10 protein-coding genes are annotated in these 18964 nt (G+C 39.1%); 9 read left to right on the top strand and 1 reads right to left on the bottom strand.

Annotated elements, in window-relative coordinates:
• Window positions 1-6: 6 nt before the first annotated feature.
• The 9 genes from HCG69_RS01555 to HCG69_RS01515 all read left to right on the top strand — a co-directional run bounded on the left by HCG69_RS01555 (window position 7) and on the right by HCG69_RS01515 (window position 17800).
• Complete coding sequence (locus HCG69_RS01555) at window positions 7-1530, top strand: glycoside hydrolase family 28 protein (protein ID WP_221648574.1); 1524 nt, start codon at window positions 7-9, stop codon at window positions 1528-1530.
• 22 nt (window positions 1531-1552) lie between these two features.
• The gene (locus HCG69_RS01550; protein ID WP_221648573.1) at window positions 1553-4759 is read left to right on the top strand and encodes a TonB-dependent receptor; all 3207 of its coding nucleotides are present in this window, start codon (window positions 1553-1555) and stop codon (window positions 4757-4759) included.
• Between the two features lie 12 nt (window positions 4760-4771).
• A complete protein-coding gene (locus HCG69_RS01545; protein ID WP_221648572.1) occupies window positions 4772-6508 on the top strand; it encodes a RagB/SusD family nutrient uptake outer membrane protein in 1737 nt (578 codons plus the stop codon).
• Between the two features lie 52 nt (window positions 6509-6560).
• Complete coding sequence (locus tag HCG69_RS01540) at window positions 6561-9371, top strand: TonB-dependent receptor (protein WP_255585258.1); 2811 nt, start codon at window positions 6561-6563, stop codon at window positions 9369-9371.
• A gap of 15 nt (window positions 9372-9386) precedes the next feature.
• A complete protein-coding gene (locus tag HCG69_RS01535; RefSeq protein WP_221648570.1) occupies window positions 9387-11126 on the top strand; it encodes a RagB/SusD family nutrient uptake outer membrane protein in 1740 nt (579 codons plus the stop codon).
• A gap of 29 nt (window positions 11127-11155) precedes the next feature.
• Window positions 11156-12487 carry a DUF5013 domain-containing protein gene (locus HCG69_RS01530; protein WP_221648569.1) on the top strand — a complete coding sequence of 444 codons (1332 nt, stop codon included), beginning with the start codon at window positions 11156-11158 and terminating at the stop codon, window positions 12485-12487.
• An 11-nt stretch (window positions 12488-12498) separates the two neighbouring features.
• A complete protein-coding gene (locus tag HCG69_RS01525; protein WP_370634100.1) occupies window positions 12499-15378 on the top strand; it encodes a glycosyl hydrolase in 2880 nt (959 codons plus the stop codon).
• A 72-nt stretch (window positions 15379-15450) separates the two neighbouring features.
• The gene (locus HCG69_RS01520; RefSeq protein WP_255585256.1) at window positions 15451-16611 is read left to right on the top strand and encodes an alpha/beta hydrolase family protein; all 1161 of its coding nucleotides are present in this window, start codon (window positions 15451-15453) and stop codon (window positions 16609-16611) included.
• Between the two features lie 196 nt (window positions 16612-16807).
• The gene (locus HCG69_RS01515) at window positions 16808-17800 is read left to right on the top strand and encodes a YeiH family protein (protein ID WP_221648567.1); all 993 of its coding nucleotides are present in this window, start codon (window positions 16808-16810) and stop codon (window positions 17798-17800) included.
• A 112-nt stretch (window positions 17801-17912) separates the two neighbouring features.
• On the opposite strand, the gene recA is transcribed toward HCG69_RS01515, so the two are convergent.
• Complete coding sequence (recA, locus tag HCG69_RS01510; protein ID WP_002561983.1) at window positions 17913-18950, bottom strand: recombinase RecA; 1038 nt, start codon at window positions 18948-18950, stop codon at window positions 17913-17915.
• Window positions 18951-18964 lie beyond the last annotated feature (14 nt).

Below are 18964 nucleotides of genomic sequence, written 5' to 3'. Positions count from 1 at the left end.
ATATCAATGAAAAAGGTTATATTAAGTCTGCTATGTTTAATGGTGGGAATACAAGTAAATGCTGCTGATATGTCCATTTTGGACTTTGGCGCAAAACAGAAATCCCGGGATAATTCGGCAGCTATACAGGCTGCCATAGATAAATGCGCATTGAGTGGAGGAGGAACGGTGTATGTTCCTGCGGGAACTTATCTAACTACAACGATATTCCTTAAGAGTAATGTTCATTTATTCCTGCACAATGGAGCTGTACTACAGGGGGTAACTGATCCTAAAGCCTACAAAGGACGTGCTATTGTTGTCGGAGAGAATATCAAAAATACTTCTATTCAGGGAGAAGGATGTATTGATGGACAAGGTAATCATAAAAACTTTCAGTTTGGTGATGATAAAGGTCGTCGCCCTCATGTTGTATTGTTCGAGAATTGTTCCAATGTCAAGGTAAAGGATGTATTTCTTTATAATTCGGCATCATGGACATTACGTTGTGCCAATAATGATGGGGTAATTGTGAACAATATAAGGATCTATTCTCATGGTAATCATAATTGTGACGGAATTGATATTAATAGCAGGAATGTCGTAATATCTGATTGTATCATAGACTGTGATGATGATGGCATTTGTTTTAAAACGGATATTCCCGGATTTGATGTGGAACATGTGACCGTGTCTAATTGTGTTATAGCTTCCAATTGCAATGGCATTAAGTTCGGTACCGGGTCTTTTGGTACTTTTCGGAATATAAGTATCAGTAACTGTGTTATACGGAAAGCCTCTGAAAATAATATTCGTAACTGGCCAAAGATGTTAAGGGGTATTTCAGCAGATACAACAGTTATTTCGGGTATAGCACTTGAGGTTGTTGACGGTGGGACGATGGATCGGGTGGTTATCAATAATATTTCGATGCAGGATGTACAGACTCCTTTGTTTATCCGTTTGGGAAATCGTAGGGGAAAAGGAGTATTAAAGAATATTATAGTTTCGAATATCGTGGCTGAGAATCAAAGTTTGATAACTTCATCGATAACGGGAATCCCCGGTAGCTATGTTGAAAATGTTACTCTCAGGGATATTGTGTTCAGCTATACAGGAGGAGCAGATGAAAACGATACTTTTATTGTTGTTCCGGAGAAGATTAATGAGTATCCCGAAAATAGAATGTTCGGTCCGGTGCTGCCGGCTTACGGTCTGTATGTTCGGCATGTAAAGAATCTGACGATGGAAAATATACAATGTCGTTTACGGAAGCCGGATTATAGACCCGCATTTATTTTTGATGATGTGCATAATGTAAGTCTGAATAATTTTCAGGTCGATCTACCTCAGGGAGAGACTCCTATAGTATATCTGAATGAGTCTTCGGATGTTGTGTTTTCCGGATTTCGTACATCGGAAGAGGTTCCTTTATTCTTAAAGATCGATGGTGAAAAGAGCAGGCATATCGATGTCAGATCCGTCAATTTTGATAGAGTCCGGAAAAAGGCGGAATGTGGGGAAACAGTAAAAGAAGGAACAATTTACTAAACAAATTCTATATTATAATAAAATGGAAAAACACACGGAAAATGGTATTAAATGTTGGAATTTAGGATTCTTTCAACAAAGATTCCTATATCTATGTTTGGTATTCCTGCTCGTCTCAATGGTATCTATATGGGCTGGGAATACGATCGAGTCTACTTTTGCAAACGTAAAGCCATTGAAAGGTACAGTGGTAGATTCAAAGGGAGAGCCTCTTATCGGAGCTACTGTATTGGTTCAAGGTACAGCATTGGGGACGATTACGGATGTGGAAGGGAAATTCTCTATTCAGGCTCCGGTAGGTGCTACTCTTGAATTTTCATATTTAGGTTATAGTACGATTATTTATAAAATAAAAACCTTGGGTGATATTTTTATTACTATGACTGAAGATGTCCATATGGTAGAGGAGGTCGTAGTAGTAGGTTATGGAGTACAGAAAAAAGAGACTGTTACGGGAGCAATATCTTCCGTGAATACGAAGGCATTGGTACAGTCGTCTCAGGCTAATATCAGTAATGCTCTTGTCGGGCGTTTGCCTGGGCTTACAGCTGTTCAAAAATCAGGTGAACCGGGGAATGACCAATCTATTATCCGAATCCGTGGCATTGGTTCTTTTGCAGGTTCTTATGATAGTGATTTACAGAATCCTTTAGTGATGGTGGATGGAGTTGAAGTTGCGAACTATAATAATATAGACCCGAATGAAATTGAAAATGTCGCTATTTTAAAAGACGCTTCAGCAACGGCTGTATATGGGGTACGTGGTGCTAATGGGGTGATACTGATAACCACCAAACGGGGAATGGTAGAAAAACCAAAGTTAAGTGTATCGACCAGCTATGCTATAAATTCATTTACGAATTTGCGTGAACCGATGGATGCATATAATTGGGCAGTGCAGTTAAATGAAACACGGAAATATGATGGGTATCTGACTGGAAATTATGATCCGGTATTTACAGATGAAGAAATTCAGAAGTTCAGAGATAATTCGGATCCTGTATTTTATCCGAATACGAATTGGGTGGATATGTTATTTAAGGAAACAAGTCTTCAGACCCAACATAACATCAATTTAAGAGGGGGAACAGAGCGAGTGAAATACTTTGCCTCATTAGGGGTCTTTACTCAGGGAGGTATGTATAATAATACAAATTTGGTATCTGATTATGATGCACAGGTACGTTATAAAAGATATAATTTTCGTACGAACTTTGATTTTAAAGTGACGAAACGGCTCAATGTAATGTTGAATGTGTCTGACCAGTTAGAATTTGTTAATCGGCCTAACGAGGACACCGGCGTTATTCTTTCATATGCTTTTTCACATCCGCCTACGTCGGGCCCGGGAGTAGCAGACGGTAAGGTGATAGAAAATCTGGATGGCCGGTATAATTATTCAAGAAATCCTGTAACGCGATTAATGATCAATAGCGGTGCGTTGAAGAATTATTCCAATCAGTTGAATGTTTCGGTAAAGCCGACTTATGATTTGGGCTTTTTGTTAAAAGGCTTGAGTGCTCATGCCATGATTTCATATCAACAATGGAATTGGCACAGTACTCGGTATTATAAGGAGGTACAAACGTATAAAGCTGTGAAAAAGCCCGATGGCTCACCGAGTTATCTACCTCAGGGCACACCATCACCTTATGCCCTAACCGAATCTCTGAGCCAAAGAGGAAGAACTTATTTAGAAGCCGGAGTTAATTACTCGGGAGAGTTTGGTGATCATAAGGTCGGCGCCTTGGTATTGTATAATCAGACGAAAGATAATAATCCCAATTTACTGTATAAGATTCCGAGTGCCTATACCGGTTTGGTAGGTCGTGTTACCTATTCTTACAAAAACAGGTATCTTGCTGAATTTAATGCCGGATATAACGGCACTGAAAACTTTGCCAAAGGGCATCGGTTTGGCTTCTTTCCTGCATACTCTTTGGGATGGGTATTGAGCGAAGAGAGTTTTTTTCCAGAAAACAAGATTGTGAGTTTTGTTAAAATCAGAGGTTCTTATGGTGAAGTTGGAAATGATAAAATCGGAGGACAACGTTTCCTTTATTTACCGACCACTTACACTTACAATACTTCGGAGAATAACTCGAACTCTACAGGAAGCAATAATACTTATCATTTTGGAACGGTTGGGGTCGATTATAAAAAATGGGATATGACGGCATCGGAAGGAAAATTAGGAAATCCGGATTTGACATGGGAACGTGCGAAGAAAATGAATGTCGGAGTAGATATTTATTTTTGGGAAGGTCGGATAAAATTCACTGGCGATTTTTTCAAAGAGGTGAGAGATAATATTTTGGCAAATAGAGGCAGTGTGCCTGTTATAGTTGGAGCCGATTTACCTGCTTATAACTTAGGTAAAATGAAAAATTATGGTTTTGATGGTGAAATATCATATAATGATCATATCGGTGATTTTAATTATTGGATCAAAGGATTGTTTACGTTTGCCCGTAATAAGATATTGGAAATGGATGAGGTCGACAGAGCATATCCGTATATGCAGCGAACAGGAAAACCGTTTGAACAATATTTTGGACTTGTTGCTGAAGGTTTCTACAATACTTGGGAGGAAGTGAATGATCCGAATCGTCCGGTGTCTATCTGGAATAATAATAAGTTGCAGCCGGGTGACGTCAAATATAAAGATGTAAATGGCGATGGTGTCATTAACAATAATGATATGATTCCTATCGGTTATGCTCCTTTTCCCGAGATTTCATACGGATTTTCGTTGGGCGGCAGTTATAAAAATTTCGACTTTTCTATCTTATTTCAAGGAGCTGCGAAGTCTTCAAAGAAAGCTTCAAAGAAATTTTATCAGGGTTGGCAGCAAGACGGGTCGGCTTTAGATTTCTTGAAAGATTGGAGTTGGACTCAAGAGAGATATGAAAGAGGAGAGAATATAACATTTCCACATGTCTCAGCCGACAAATCGCAAGCTCACAATTACCAGAATTCAACCTTGTGGATACGTGATTCAAAATACTTGCGTTTGAAAAATGTGGAATTGGGATATACATTTACCAATGAGGTCTTGAAGAAGTTACATATCGAATCGGCACGTATATATGTGAATGGAACCAATTTGTTGACTTGGAGCGGGCTGTGGAAAGGTGAAGATCCGGAGGTACCTTCCTATAATGATAATAATTATGAACCGTATCCTTTGGTGAGAACAGTAAATATGGGACTTAACATTAATTTCTAATACGTAATAAAAATGGAAAAATTATTATATAAAACCGCTATTTTGTTTTTGAGTATATTCTTGAATACAATATGTTTGTCGTGTGATCAATACTTGGAGAAACCTCCCGGAGTAGATGTAACGGAGGATACGATTTTTTCATCACCAGTACAAGTCGATTATTTTGTTGCCGGAACCTATTATATGGGAGTAAAAAGCGACTTTCCGTACTGGAACGAACAGGATATGAGTGACATCGGTTCGGGAGCGGCAACGGACGAAGCTGAAATAACACAGGGGTGGTATTGGTGTCAGGCTCCTTGGAACGCCGGAGGGATGAATCCCAGCAATACTGGTGACTTAAGGTTTACAACCCATTGGAAAGCTATACGAAGAGCTAATACGATATTGGAACGTATTGATGATGCTCCTTTTCAGGACGATGCTTTTAAACGCCGTGTCAAAGGAGAGGGGTATTGTATCCGGGCACTTAATTATTTTGAATTATTCCGTAAATACGGTGGTGTTCCGATTCTTCGTGAACGTGTTGCTTTGGGAGGAGATCTTAAAATTCCAAGAAATACAGTTCAGGAGGTAGTTCAATTTATTCTGGATGACTGTGAAGAGGCGATAAAACTTTTGCCGAAGCCGAACGAACTGACTACTTCGCAAAGAGGAAGACTAACCAATTTGGCGGCAATGTGCTTGAAAGCCAGAACCTTGTTGTATGCTGCGAGCCCAACTTTCAATACAGATAAACCTTATATAAATTATGGCGCAAATAATGATCTGATCATTTTAGGAACTTATGACAGAGAACGTTGGAAAAAAGCTGCCGATGCTGCTAAAGAGGTGCTCGATGAGGCAGACAGGACAGGGGTGACTCTTGTGAAAGGAAAGAAAGACGAGAGCGGTAAGGATATATCTTATTTATATGTTTGGGATCATCCGGACAATGAGGAAGTGATACTTGCCGATCAATGCAGGGGAAGAGTGGGTACCGGACATTTTCCATGGAATGGTCACATACCCAGCGTTGTCGGCGGTTCGGGCGGAGGACTCTGTATGACATTTAATTTTGTTATGAAATATGAGAAGAAAAACGGAACTCGACAGACATGGAATATGAATGGAGGGGATGATCTGATGGAAAAATATGAAGAACTGGATCCTCGTTTCAGACAGACTGCGACTTATCACGGACAACCTTGGAATTCAACGGACAACCTTTCTATGGATCTGTCTCAGACGGGAAATGATAAATGCATTACAGGGCAGTATATGCATAAACCGGTACCGCTTTCGCTCAGCCGGAGAGATAATGTGTTGGTTGAACCTAAAGGATGTATTTTTAGGTTAGCCGAATTTTACTTGAGTTATGCAGAGGCTTTGAATGAATATTATGATGTTCCGCCCACAGAAGCTTATGACGCAGTAGATGAAGTTCGTAAACGGGCAGGGATGCCTGTCTTATCCAGGGATTTAACTCAGGGAGAATTCAGAGATAAAGTACGAAATGAAAGAGCAGTAGAATTGTGCATGGAAGGGCATCGTCTGTATGATGTCAGGCGTTGGGAAATATGCGAACAGGAAGGAGTCATGAAGGGCAATATGTACGGAATAAAAATTTATAAGATAGAAGGCACGAAAGAATGCCGGTACGAACCTTACGTCTTCGAGGTGAGAACTTTTAATCGTAAGATGTACAGGCATCCGTTCTCTACCGGTGAAATGGATAAAGGTTATCTGATTCAAAATCCGGGATATTGATATCATATAGTAGTTATATTTCTTGAACTTTTAAATAGATATTATGAATTCGATGTTTAAATATTTAATGTGTTTTGCTTTTCTTTCCATACCCGTTTCCATATTTGCTGTAAATGACAGTATATGTGTCGAAACACCTATCGGATATGATGTGCAGGAAAGGTATAAAACAAGTAGTGCTATTTCATCTGTTTGTGGAGATGAGCTTTTAAAATCTTTTACTCCTAACTTGCTTAATTCGCTGACCGGCCGCTTGCCGGGATTAACAGTGAGCCAAGGTTCGGACGAGGCTGGTGTTATTGATAACAAACTCTTTATACGAGGACTTGGTACTTTTCAAGGGCTGACTGAACCTCTGATCGTTATTGATGGTTTTGTTGCCCAATATATTGATGGAGATGGTTATTTGAGAACGCTTTTGTCTCAACTGATGCCGGAGGAAATTGAATCGATCACTTTATTGAAAGATGCATCTGCAACAGCAATTTACGGATTGAGAGGAGCTAATGGGGTTCTGTTGATCAATACTAAGAGGGGAATTAATTCTCCATTGAGAATTAATTTTACCGCACAAATCGGATTTCAGCAGCCAACACGGATACCGAATTTTTTGAATTCCTATGATTATGCACGTCTTTATAATGAGGCCTACGGTAATGTGAACAATGGTGTCCAATTTTATAGTGAAGAGGTTTTGAATGCTTATAAAAACGGTACGGATAAATATTTGTATCCTAATGTGGACTGGTACGACGAGACTTTACGGAAAGTAGCCGAGATGTATAAAGTTGGCTTGAATTTTCAAGGAGGAAATGAGGTCGTGAAGTATTTTGTGTTATTGAATTATTTGGGAAATTCCGGACTGATCAGACGTACAGCCGATATGTCTGATAAAACTAAGAATCAGCGTTATAATCGATACAATGTCCGTTCTAATATGGATGTGAACATCACTAAGAACTTATCTGCTCATATTACGTTGGGAATTGCTATTGAAGATAAGATAACTCCCGGAGGGGCAGAGGCCGGTAAAAATACAAATGATCTTTTCAATCGTATACAGCAACTTCCTCCCAATTCATTTCCTGTAGTGAATCCTAACAATACTTGGGGAGGAAGTAGTAACTGGTCTAATCCGTTAGCCAATATTACGGAACGTGGCTATTGGAAACAGAATTCGAGAAATATTAATTCCGCTTTAAAGTTGACGGAGAAACTGGATATGTTACTTCCCGGACTTAGTGTTTCCGGGGCGATATCTTTCAATAGTTATTATTTAGGATATTCCAACAGATATGCTAATTATGAGTATTATGCATTAACAGGTAAGGATGCCGAAGGAAAATATTTGTATTCTGAACCTTTCGGGAAGAAAGAACAGTTAACAATCGATGATTCTATGTCCGACCAATGGAGAAATACGACAGTAGAAGGATCGTTGAACTATAAAGGTTCTTTTGGCAGCCATGATTTGGATGCCCTGCTTTTATATTCATATGAAAACGAGACATATGGACAACAACAGCCTTTTATACATGTTGGTATGGGAGCACGCCTGACTTATGCGTATGCCCGAAAATACATAGGTGAGTTTTCTATGGGATTGCAGGCCAGTGAAGCGTTTAAAAAAGGAAATCGGGCCGGTTTCTTTCCGGCTGGGTCCATTGCCTGGGTTATTTCGGAGGAAGATTTTCTGAAAGGGAATAAGTTGGTACAACTTTTAAAACTCAGAGCTTCGTACGGTTTAACCGGTAATGATAAAATAAATGGTGATCGACGTTTTATGTATGATCAGGATTACGGAGGTACGGATGGGTATAATTTCGGCGTTAGTAATAGTAACTTTTCCGGTTTCCGGCAACTTAGACTGGCTAATCCAGATATCTCATGGGAAAAAGAGAAGAAGTTGAATATAGGCTTTGAGATGAATTTAGGAGGGAAAATAGACCTTTCGTTCGACTATTTTCATAATTGCCGGTCGGGCATTTTATGCCTGCCGAACCGGAGCATTCCTTCTTATATGGGAGCGGAACTGCCTTATTTGAATATTGGAAAAAACAAAAATACCGGCTTTGAAGTGTCCGTTGCTTATCATGATCGTATTGGTAAGGACTTTGAATATTACGTAAAGGCGAATATGTGGGCGGCTAAGAATAAGATATTGTATATGTCCGAGGATATTCGGGCTGATAATAACGGGCACTTGTATAAAACGGGACATCGTATTAACCAGCCTTTTTATCTGGAGTCATTAGGATACTACACGCAAGAGGATATCAATAATCCGGATGTTGCAAAACCGACATGGAAGGATGTTGTACCCGGAGATTTGAAGTATAAAGACTGGAATGGGGATGGAATTATCGATAATAACGATAGTGCTCCTTTGGGTTATACAAATGTTCCGGAGATGACGATTGGTCTGAACTTAGGATTTTCATATAAGAATCTGGATGTTTCAGCATTTCTGCATGCGGCACTGAACCGGAGTGTGTATTTGGATGCGAGCTATTATAAGGCTTTTCAAAACAACGGTTCTGTTTCGGAATTTGCTTTGAACCGATGGACTTCGGAAGAAACGGCTCATACTGCGACTTATCCTCGACTTTCTCTCACCAATGAGCAAAACAATTACAGAACATCAACTTTCTGGATGCGCAATGGTAATTTTTTGAAATTGAGAGATGTAGAGATTGGATATACATTTAAAAATATTATTCCGGATACAAAAGCCAATTTAAGAATCTTTGTGAATGGAACCAATCTTTTTGCAGTGGACAATGTCGATGGGTATGATTCGGAACGGATTGGTGGTTATCCTGCAGTCAGGACAGTGAGTTTAGGAGCAAATATTCAGTTTTGATAAATTAAAGGAAAAATGAGAAATACGATAAAAAAATATAATCTTGTTTTTATGTTGTTATTGTTCGGTGCATGTTCTGAACTGGACAGGGAATATTCAACAACGATGAATGAAGAGTCGATTGCTCAAGAGTATGGTAATTTGCAAAAACAGGTTACCCACTTATATGCCGGTATGCGTGACGGACATTATCTGATCGATAATGCGATGATGGCCTCGTTGAGCGATGAGGCCGAATATACGCTACAGGGGAATGCACAAGTCTTTAATTCTGGTTCTTGGAATCAGTATGTTAACCCGGATGATTTGTGGGCGCATTATTATTCTTATATACGCCGTATAAATACTTATCTGGAATCTTCGGAAAAGTTTGAGGTTAATTTGGATGCATATAAGTATGATCCGAGTGAGAATGCACAGGAAACTTATAAAGCGAGGTTGAGTGATATTGCCAATTGGAAAAAAGAAGCTCGTTTCTTGAGAGCATATTATCATTTTGAACTGGTGAAACGTTATGGTGGCATTCCGATTATGAAAACAGCTTTACCATTGGATGCCGATTTTAAGAATATTCATCGGAACACATTACAAGAATGTGTTGACTTTATAGTGAATGAATGCTCTGTTTTGGGCGGAGAAGGAGTAAATGGTGATGAAGATGCTTTACCGATAGTTTATAATAATGATAATTTAGGAAGAGTAACGAGAGGGGCTGCTTTGGCTTTAAAAAGTCGGTTATTGCTATATGCAGCCAGTGATTTGTGGAATACGGATTCATGGACACAAGGATATTCACATCCCGAACTGGTGACATTAGAGAAGAAAGATCGTAGGGACAGATGGGCGGAGGCTGCGGCAGCAGCTAAAGCGGTAATTGATTTATCTGCCGAAGCCGGTTATGGACTGATGGAACGTTATTCGGATTTAGGAAAAGTAACTCAGAGCCCGGAATTGATATTGGTGCGACGTATAAGCGGAAATACCAATACGTTTGAAAAATTGAATTTTCCGGCCGGATTTCCTAATGGAGAAGGGCGAGTTACTCCTTCACAGAATTTGGTGGATGATTATGAAATGATTGATGGCAGTAAGTTTGATTGGAATAATCCGGAACACGCACTCTCTCCTTATAGTAATCGCGATCCCCGTTTGGCTTTGTCGATATATACCAATGGTTCTTCATTCAAAAATACGACTATAGAAACATTTGAGGGAGGGGCACATAAAAGAATTAAGAACGGGACAATGACCGGATATTATTTGAGGAAGTTTGTAGATTCTAATATCAATTTGGTGGTGAATGGTACTAGTAATCATCCTTGGGTGATATTTCGTATTTCCGAGATTTACTTGAACTATGCTGAAGCTTTGAATGAGAGTAATCCCGGACATCCGGATATTCTGACCTATGTGAATAAAACAAGGGGGCGTTCTGATGTTAAGATGATTCCGATTGGAGGCACAGATCAAGATGTATTACGTAAAAGAATAAGGAATGAGAGACGGATTGAACTGGCTTTTGAGGATCATCGTTTGTGGGACGCCCGGAGATGGATGATTGCGACGGATGTACTTAATGCTGATTTGACAGGTGTTGAGATACGAAAGAATGAAGATGAAACATTTACTTATAAAAAAATCAATGTGGAAAAGAGAGTCTTTTCACCTAAAATGTATTTCTATCCTATACCGGGATCGGTCATTTTGAATGAGCAAGTAATGGCTGCTGGTTGGCCGCAAAATCCATTATGGTAATTTTCTTAACGAATAAAAATATGAAGTATATGAAAAAGATGATATATAAAGCATTGTCATTGTTGCTGGTTATCCTGTTGCATGCATGTGAATATAAAGATATTTATGATGCAGGATCCGAATATCCGGTTGATAAAGTATACATAGCGGGTACTTATGAAAGTATTATTTATAAGGTTGATCAGATTGTAGAAACAGAAAATGCTCCGTTTCGTTATAAAATCGATGTAGAGAATAATAAGGTTTTGATACCTTTGGGCATATACCGGTCATCGATATGGAGCAATAATGATGTGAGCGTTGAATTGGGTATTGATAATGATACGATACCTGCTCTTATCGATTCGGAGGAATTAGTGGGTGAAGATGGTACTATTCCCGAAATTCTGCCTGCAGATAAATATCGGTTGGATACGGAAATACATATTGCAAAGGGAGAAGATTTAGGACAATTGAATTTAACTGTGGATATTCCTTTTTTATTGGATAATCTGGATAAAAGATATGTATTAGGCATAAGGATACTAAATTCGAACGCAGAGATCAATGAAAAAATGAGTCTTATTGTTGTCGACATTACAGCGGGGTTTATAGAGCCTCAACCGGACTTCACTTTCGAAATGGACGAAAAGAAACCATTTGAGGTCTCTTTCTCCAATAAATCTGTTTTCTGTCTGGATTATGAATGGGATTTTGATGACGGGTCGTCAACGGTTAACGAGAAAGAGCCTCAGAAACATGTGTTTCCCGGAGTTGGAGTTTATAATGTAAAACTGACTTCGAAGGGTACGCGTGGAAATCTGGTTACGAAAGAAAAAGTGGTTCATATTTGGGAGGATATTACGGATATCTACATTAAAAATGGTGGAAATCCTTTCCAGAAAGCAGGATTGGTTTCCGGACGTGTTGACTGCCTGAAAGATTGGACCTGCACTGAAAATGTATTGTCGACTTATAATTCGTCTAAGAAAATATATGTAGGCGGTTATCAGGGAGATAATGGTGGAGTGATGGATTTTTATGCAAATAAAGCAACGACGGGTGCATTGGAAAATGCTAAAATTTATCAAACCACGGATTTACCGGAAGGGGCTTATTATGCTGCTTTTGTTCCGTTTAGTTTTGTTGGAAAAAATAATTGTTATTTTGTAGTAACTAAGGGAGTGGAACTTCCTGATATTGATGATGTTGAAAGTAATTCTGATGTTCTTGCTTATCTTCATTGGGATGAGACAATAGAGATAACAAAACAGGGTATGGAATTTGAAGTATTGGCAAGCGGACCTGTGACAATCGGTTTTGTTGTATCTAATGATGAGGGAGGACGTGTCAAAATAAAATCGGTTTCTTTAGCTAAATAATTAACTAAGTGATGGAGATGGATATTATATTAAGAAAATATTTTCCCTTATATGCTGTTGTGATATTTTTGACTTCTTGTTCTCTTTCTGATAGTTCAAAAATGCAAGAAACCGGAGTGGTAAAATGGCCGGGAATCACGCAGGAGATGAGACCATGGACTCGTTGGTGGTGGTTTGGGAATGTCTTGACTGAAAAGGATATTACAACTGCCTTGGAATCGTATCGGAAAGCAGGAATAGGAGGGGTCGAAATAACTCCTATATATGGCGTCAGGGGAGAAGAAAGTAAATTTATTGATTTTCTATCTCCAAAATGGATGGATAAATTAGTGTACACCCTTGCTGAGGCTAAACGCCTTGGCATGGGGGTAGATATGGCGAATACATCCGGATGGCCGTTTGGTGGGCCTTGGGTCAATGAGGATATGGCCTGCAAAAGTATGTTGTCAAAAACTTTTAGGTTGCAAGAGGGGCAGAGACTGGCTGAGAGAATAGAATATATCCGTCAACCGTTGGTTTATACTCAAAGTGGTTTGAAAGTGGACATTGACGATGTGAAGGAACCTGTCACTGCTAACCGGAATTTGCAAGAGAATTGTTATGCGCAGGTTTGGTATAGAAAAAACTTGCCTTTGGTTGCTGTCACGGCGAATAAGAAACGAGTGGGGCAAGTCGGATTTACAGAAACCATAGATCTTACGGATAGGGTGAGAAACGGGGTTTTAGACTGGACTGCTCCTCAGGGAGACTGGTTGGTTTGTGCTTTATTTCAAGGTAATCATGGTAAAATGGTGGAACGTGCGGGCCCCGGGGGGGAAGGGAATGTAATAGATCATTTTTCGGAGTATGCAGTCAGTGAATATCTAAAGAAATTTGACGATGCATTCTCCGGATACGATTTGAGTTACTTGAGATGTTATTTTAATGACTCTTATGAAGTGGATGATGCAGTTGGATGTGCAAATTGGACTCCGGATTTTTTTAAGGAGTTTAAACGGGTTTGTGGATATGATTTAAAACAATATCTTCCGGCTCTTTTAGGCTTGGCAGATGATGATACTAATGGTAGGGTTTTATACGATTATCGTATGGTTATCTCTGATTTATTATTAGAACGATTTACCCGAAAATGGCAGTTGTGGGCTGAACATCAAGGAAAAGGAATTCGGAATCAGGCACACGGTTCTCCGGCTAATGCTCTGGATTTGTATGCAGCCAGCGATATTCCGGAAACAGAAGGGAGTACGATTACGGATATAAAAAGTGCTTCTTCGGCTGCTCATCTGAGGGGAAAGAAGCTAACGTCAGCAGAGTCAGCAACTTTGTTAAGTGAACATTTTCAAACTAAATTGTCTGATGTTAAGATTGCCAATGATAAATTCTTATTGGGGGGTGTAAATCATATATTTTATCATGGTACAGCTTATTCTCCTCAAAATGCTTCTTGGCCGGGATGGCTGTATTATGCAGCGGTACATTTTACTCCATCCAATAGTTTTTGGGATGATTTCGGAGCACTCAATAAATATGTAGCCTGTTCACAAAGCTTTTTGCAGGCAGGAAAGCCATCTAACGATTTATTGCTTTATTACGGAATTTCTGATCTTTGGTCTACTCCCGGTAAAGAAATATTTCATTACTTCCATTCTTTTAAAACGGTAACAATGGATGAATGCGGGCGTTATCTCTGGCTAAACGGATATTCATGGGATGCTGTGTCTGACCAACTATTACAAGAGGTGCAAGTCGGGAAAGAAGGTGTTTCTGCCGGAGGGAATATATATAAGGTGATTGTGATTCCTAAAATAAAACATATGCCTTTAAAGACATTTGAACGATTGATGGAATTGGTAAAAGCTGGTGCTACCGTTGCTTTTTATGGTACGCTTCCTTCCGATGTTCCGGGGTTGATTAATTTAGAACACAACAGAAACAAATTGTTCTCTTTGAAAGATGAACTTAGATTTGTAGAAAAGGGGAAAGTGTGTATTGCTCAATATGGGAAAGGCAAATTTATAACCTCTGGGACCATCTCGGATTTGATGAGTGAATCGGGTATTATTTCCGAAAGTATTTGTAAACAGGGATTACAGTGTGTCAGGCGGCTAAAAGAAGACGGGAATTTCTATTATTTTATTTTGAATCCTGAAGATAAAGAATTTTCAGATTGGATAACTTTGAATGCGGATTATAAATCGTGTGCATTATATAATCCAATGACTGGAAAAGACGGTTATGCGCGGACACGTGAGAAGAGTGGAAAGACAGAACTATGGCTTAGTTTAAAACCCAATGAATCGATGGTAGTTGAAACATTCTGTCAAAAGTATGTGGGTGATTTGTATCCTTATTATACACCGATAGGCGAAGAGGTTCTTTTAGATAATAATTGGACGATTTCTTTTGTGAAAGGTGGGCCTGTACTACCGGAAACAAGAAATGTTACAGAGTTGGAGTCATGGACAGAATATGGAGAAGATTACGCAGCTTTTTCTGGGACTGCTGAATATACTACTCGTATCCCTGCATTATCGGGAAAAGCGGATGCTTGGTTACTTCATATAGAGAATCTGTACGAGAGTGCTGCGATATACGTGAATAACAAATATCAGGGAACTCTTTTTAATGCTCCGTATGTAATAGAGATACCAGCTTCTGTATTGAAAGGAAATGATGAACTGAAAATTAAAGTTTCCAACCTTATGGTAAATCGTATTTCTTATATGGATAAAAAAGGATTAGAATGGAAGATTTTTTATAATGCGAACGTCGAATCAAAAGGACGAATGAATGTTGGAAAGGATGGGAAATTTGACGCAGGAAACTGGCACCCCAAGCCGTCAGGTATTTCGGGTAAAGTTGTATTAAGACCACTTTCTTGTATCAAGTAGTGATAAGTGTAAAGTTATAATCATTACTATAATTCACATTAAGATAAAACTTAAAAAAAACGTTATATGCTTATGAAGTCGATAATTTACTGGTCTGCATTATTATCAAGTATATTGATTATGACCCAATGTGTAAACTATAAAAAAACAATTCAAAAAAATGATATTCCGAGAGAACGAAGCCTTGCTTATAAAGATAGTTTTTCCGCATCTGCTTATTATGAGGATCTCTATAACAGTGCTGAAATGAAATATGCATTCAAGGGCACAACACCTGAAGAGGTCGACGTTTGGCAGACAGAATTTAGAGATAAGTTAAAAGAAAGATTAGGAATCAGTCAGTTAGAAAGGCAGTTGTCTTCATTTAAAATTGAAGCCAGGAAAATCAATTCTGAAGATATCGGATACGCTATTAGAGAGAGATGGGAAATATGGACTGAGCCGACTGTTCCCCTGCCGTTTGTACTTTTATTACCTAAAAATAAAGAAGGAAATTTGCCTTTAATGATAACACCACATGGACATGGGAAAAATACAGAAACCTACGCCGGAATATATCTCTCTGAGCAAGAGCGTATAGAAGGTGAAGTTGGTGAAAGAAATGTTGCTGTACAGGCTGTACAAAATGGCTTTATTGCTATTGCTCCCACTTCAAGAGGATTCGGAAAGACCCGTACTTCGGAAGATAAGGCAAAGGATGTACCATATTCTTGTCGTACGCTATTGATGCAAGATTTATTGGTTGGACGAACTCCTATAGGTGATAGAGTATGGGATATTTCTAAGTTGATAGATTGGGCATTGGCAGAGTTGCCCGTTGATAAGTCTAATATTATTGTTTCTGGTAATTCGGGAGGTGGAACGACGACTCTTTTTGCCGGAGCATGCGATACTCGTATTTCGATGTCGATTCCATCTTCATATTTTTGTACTTTTGCAGGAAGTATTGGAGCAATGTATCATTGTGACTGTAATTACATTCCGGGAATATTGGAATATGGTGAAATGTGTGATATTGCAGGGCTGACAGCCCCTCGCTTTTTTTGTACTTTGAATGGAAAAGACGATACTATGTTTCCTCTAAAAGAAGCTCAGAAAGCTTTTGTAAATCTGAAGAAAATATATACGGCTGCCGGTGTACCTGATAATTGTGAGCTTTATATTGGTAATGGAGGACATCGTTATTACAAAGAAGGTGCATGGAATTTTATAAATAAGCATTTGTTAAAATAATTAGGTGTTTATAAGAGATAGCTGAATTTATTTGCAGTAAATTAGTCTCAAGATAGTAGTAGAAAACTTTGTACTATAAGTTATTTCTATTTGGAGGTGATAACTAAAAGTTATAGTACATAAGTAGAAACGATTGGCGTAACCCATAAACTAAGCGTATCTTTGCAGCCGAAAAAAATAATTAAATAATAAAGATATGGCTTTAGCAATTACAAGAACATTAAAGGCAAATAACAAAACTGTCTATGTAGCTTTACTTTCAATTTTAACTTTCTTCTTGTTGTTAGACTACATTCCAGGCATGCATGCCCTTTCTGCATGGGTGACACCTCCTTTAGCACTCTTTCTGGGGTTAGCCTTTGCATTAATCTGTGGGCAGGCACATCCCAAGTTTAATAAGAAAACCTCAAAATATTTATTGCAATATTCCGTTGTCGGCTTGGGGTTTGGTATGAATCTTGATTCTGCTTTAGCTTCCGGTAAAGAAGGTATGGAGTTTACAATTATTTCTGTTATTGGTACCTTAGTGATCGGGTGGTTTATTGGTCGCAAGGTATTGAAGGTGGACCGTAATACCTCTTATTTGATCAGTTCCGGTACTGCTATTTGTGGGGGGAGTGCTATTGCTGCTGTTGGACCGGTGGTGAAAGCAAATGATAGTGAAATGTCTGTGGCATTAGCTACCATTTTCATTCTAAATGCAATTGCATTGTTTATCTTTCCCGTTATTGGTCACGCTTTGGGTATGAGCCAGCATGAATTCGGAACATGGGCTGCCATTGCTATTCATGATACGAGTTCTGTTGTTGGGGCAGGGGCAGCGTACGGTGAAGAGGCTTTGAAGGTAGCTACTACTATAAAATTGACTCGTGCTCTTTGGATTATTCCGATGGCATTTGCAACTTCGTTTATATTCAAAAGTAAGGGACAAAAAATAAGTATTCCCTGGTTTATTTTCTTCTTTGTACTGGCTATGATAGTAAATACTTATCTCTTAGGTAGTGTTCCGGAGTTAGGATCTGCTATTAACGGATTGGCTCGTAAAACTTTGACTATAACTATGTTTTTCATAGGTGCTTCTCTTTCTATGGATGTAGTAAGGTCGGTAGGGTTAAAGCCGTTGATTCAAGGTATATTACTGTGGGTTGTCATCAGTTGTAGCACATTGGCATATATTTATTGGTTTTAAGAAGGTTGATCAGCTATTGAGGTTTGAAAGACAAAAGGATAAAAATTAAAGGCTGTGCAGGGATTATTAATCCAACTGCGCAGCCTTTAATTTTTAATTTTCAATCTTTAATTTACTTATGCTCTTTCAGCTTTTCAAATATTAATGCTTCAAGTTCTTCTGCCAATTCCGGATTGTCGGCGATACACTGTTTGGCAGCGTCACGTCCTTGTCCCAGTTTGGTATCATTGTAGCTATACCATGAACCGCTTTTCTTGATAATTCCCATGTCAGCTCCTAAATCAATTACTTCTCCGGAACGGGAAATACCTTCGCCGAACATGATGTCGAACTCTGCTTTACGGAAAGGAGGTGCCACTTTGTTCTTCACTACTTTCACTTTAGTCTGTTTACCGATAACTTCTTCGCCATCTTTTATTTGTTGAGAACCACGGATGTCCAAACGTACAGAGGCATAGAATTTCAATGCATTACCACCAGTAGTCGTTTCCGGATTACCAAACATTACACCGATTTTCTCACGCAACTGATTGATAAAAATACAAGTAGTGCGGGTTTTGCTTACTGCAGAAGTTAATTTACGTAGTGCTTGAGACATCAAACGTGCCTGTAAGCCAACTTTGTTATCACCCATATCGCCTTCAATTTCGGCTTTCGGTGTTAACGCAGCCACAGAGTCCACGACAATAATATCAATAGCAGAAGAACGGATCAGCTGCTCGGCTATTTCCAATGCCTGTTCTCCGTTATCCGGTTGAGAGATAAAGAGATTGTCTACATCTACTCCCAGCTTTTCTGCGTAGAAGCGGTCGAATGCATGTTCAGCATCAATGAATGCTGCAATACCTCCTGCCTTTTGTGCCTCAGCAATGGCATGGATGGCCAGAGTTGTTTTACCGGAAGACTCCGGACCATAGATTTCGATTATTCTACCACGTGGATAACCGCCTACGCCAAGAGCTGCGTTTAATGCGATTGATCCGGTAGGGATAACCTCCATTTCTTCTACAACTTCGTCACCCATTTTCATGATAGAACCTTTGCCGAAGCTCTTTTCTATCTTGTCCATGGCAGCCTGTAAGGCTTTTAGTTTTTCGCTTGATGCCATATTATTTCCTGTTTCAAAATTAAGTTCGTCTTTCTTTGCCATACTATTTTAGTAGT

Source organism: Bacteroides sp. K03, assembly GCF_019734355.1.
Taxonomy (GTDB): Bacteria; Bacteroidota; Bacteroidia; order Bacteroidales; family Bacteroidaceae; genus Bacteroides; species Bacteroides nordii.
Note: the sequence above shows the minus strand (reverse complement) of the source record. Positions and strands in the feature narration are given on the sequence as shown.